Origin of the sequence: Streptomyces sp. SID11385, assembly GCF_010548245.1 — a bacterium.
In the GTDB taxonomy this organism is placed as follows: Bacteria; Actinomycetota; Actinomycetes; order Streptomycetales; family Streptomycetaceae; genus Streptomyces.
The window spans coordinates 1-2,159 of the sequence record NZ_JAAGLR010000017.1; the positions used below are offsets into that span (position 1 = coordinate 1).

The 2,159-nt window shown below is 73.3% G+C and carries 3 protein-coding genes; 1 reads left to right on the forward strand and 2 read right to left on the reverse strand.

Annotated features, from left to right (window positions below; all coding sequences use genetic code 11):
* The coding region (locus G3I42_RS00850; RefSeq protein ID WP_239096181.1) for a Mur ligase domain-containing protein at positions 1-307 on the reverse strand (307 nt) is incomplete at its 3' end.
* A gap of 228 nt (positions 308-535) precedes the next feature.
* On the reverse strand, positions 536-997 hold the full coding sequence (locus tag G3I42_RS00855; protein WP_164281937.1) for an indole-3-glycerol phosphate synthase: 462 nt from the start codon (positions 995-997) through the stop codon (positions 536-538).
* Positions 998-1,416: 419 nt separating this feature from the next.
* Between G3I42_RS00855 and G3I42_RS00860 the strand changes: the two genes are divergently transcribed.
* Positions 1,417-2,159: LacI family DNA-binding transcriptional regulator (locus G3I42_RS00860; RefSeq protein WP_164281938.1), on the forward strand; the 743-nt coding region annotated here is incomplete at its 3' end.

Below are 2,159 nucleotides of genomic sequence, written 5' to 3' on the forward strand. Positions count from 1 at the left end.
GGGCGTCGGAGCGGTGCACGACGGGGATGCCGAGTTCCCGGGCGCGGACCAGCTCGGGGTTGTCGGCGCGGATCGCGGACGAGACGACGACGGCGGAGGTGTCCTCGGCGAGGTGGGCCGCGTCGTGGCCGAGGTGGACGGTGGCGCCGAGGGCGCGCAGCGAGGCGGCGGTCGCCGAGTCCTTCGCGTCACTGCCCGCGACGCTCGCCCCGCGCTGGGCGAGAATCCGGGCGATGCCCGACATCCCGGCCCCACCGATCCCGATGAAGTGCGGTCGGTCGAGGGCGGGGGGAAGGCCGGCTGCCATCTGTGGTGTCTCCAGGCGGTGGGGTCGGGACACCGCGGTGGGTCCCGGAACGGAATCTTCGGGGCCACCTTAGAACGAAACGCCTAGGGACTTTGCTATGCCGAGCGGCTGGGCAGTGTCCAGCGACCAGGCGGTACGGGCACGTGCCACGGCCCACCGGGCGGCAGCCCCGGAACGCGAGCACCGCCGCCGGTCTCCTCGCGTTCCGGGCCCGCCCGGCCGCCGGCTTCAGTTCTCCGTGTCCGGGCTGTGCGCGTAGAGCTTGAGGACGGGGACGCCGACCTTGTGGCGGGCGCGCGAGGCCCAGTCGCGGTGGAAGAACTCCTCGACGTAGTGCGGCGCGGTCAGCACGATCACCTCGTCCGCCCCCGTCTCCTTGACGGCCGCGGCGACCGCGTCGAGCGGGTGGTTCTCGACGACGTGGCCCACTGCCTGGGCCCCGGCCGCGCGCAGCGCCTGGAGCGAGTGCTCCAGGGCGATCTTTGCGGGCGGTACCGCCGACTCGCCCTCCGGCACCTCCGCCTCCCGCACCACGTCGGTCAGCTCGCCGAGCGCCACGTCGTCCACCGCGCGCAGCAGCCGGTCCTGATCGCCGCGCGGCTGCATCAGGACGTGGAAGGTCACGGCCTCCTCGCCGTGCAGGGTGGTGACGAACTCGACGTCCACCGTGGACAGGGCCTGTTCGATCATCAGTACGCTCGTGAACACCTCGGGCGGCCTCTTCTCTCGACGGGCCGGCGATCACCGGCCCTACGGTTTCCCCACTACCCCGTGAACGGGGTGGCGTGCGTTCCTAGTCTGCCCAGCGGACGGTAAACGGAACGGGACATTCCGTAAGGAGGGCCCACGGACCCGGGCCACCCGGCCCGGACCGGCCACCCCGCACGCCCCCTCCCCCGTGGCGCAGGCCACACCCCCGACCCCCGGGAAATCCCTCACACCCTCTTGACCTCCGCCCATCCGAGAAGGAGAGTGCTCACTAATGCGCATTACTAATACGCATTAGTGAGTGAGGTCGACACGTGAACGACATCAGCCGGGGCAAGCAGGGCAAGTCGGCGAGAACGCCGCGCGAGCCCGCGAAACGGGCGCGTCCGCGACAGGCGGAGGTGGCGCGTCTCGCCGGGGTCTCGCAGGCGACCGTCTCGCTCGTGCTCGGCAACAAGCCGCAGGCCGCGACGATCTCGGAGGAGACGCGGCAGAAGGTCATGGACGCGGCCCGCACCCTCGGCTACGTCCCCGACCCGGCGGCGCGCAGCCTCGCGGGGGCCGGGAACGACCTGCTCGGCGTCTTCAGCTTCACGGCGACCTTCCCGACGGACGTGCAGCACTCGTACTACCCCTTCCTCGTCGGCGTCGAGCAGGAGGCCGCCGCGCGCGGCTACGACCTCGTGCTCTTCACCGGGTCGAGCGCGCACGGCGCGGCCCCGGGCCCCGAGGCGCTGAGCCGCGTGCGGCTCGCGGACGGCTGCCTCTTCCTGGGCCGGCACGCGCCCGCCCGCGAGCTGCGGCGGCTCGTGGCCGACGGCTTCCCCGTCGTCCACCTCGGCCGCAGGGACGAGCTGGACGGGCTCGCGTGGGTCGGCGCCGACTACGCCCCGGCGAGCCGCGAGGTCGTACGGCACCTCGTCGCTCTCGGGCACCGGCGGATCGTGCTCGTCCGCGAGGACGACGAGGCCCCCGCGACGGCCGACCGCGAGCGCGGCTTCCTCGCGGGTCTGGAGGAGGCCGGGCTCCCCCTGGAGGGCGCCGTCTTCCGCACCGCCGCACCGGACCGGGACCTGACCCCCGACCGGCTGCGGGCCTGGCGCGCGGAGGGCGTCACCGCGTTCGTCGCGGAGGAGACCGACAC

What these genes read in the sequence shown, in the direction of transcription:
- G3I42_RS00855 (WP_164281937.1), bottom strand. Translation starts at nt 997, where the DNA reads ATGATCGAACAGGCCCTGTCCACGGTGGACGTCGAGTTCGTCACCACC.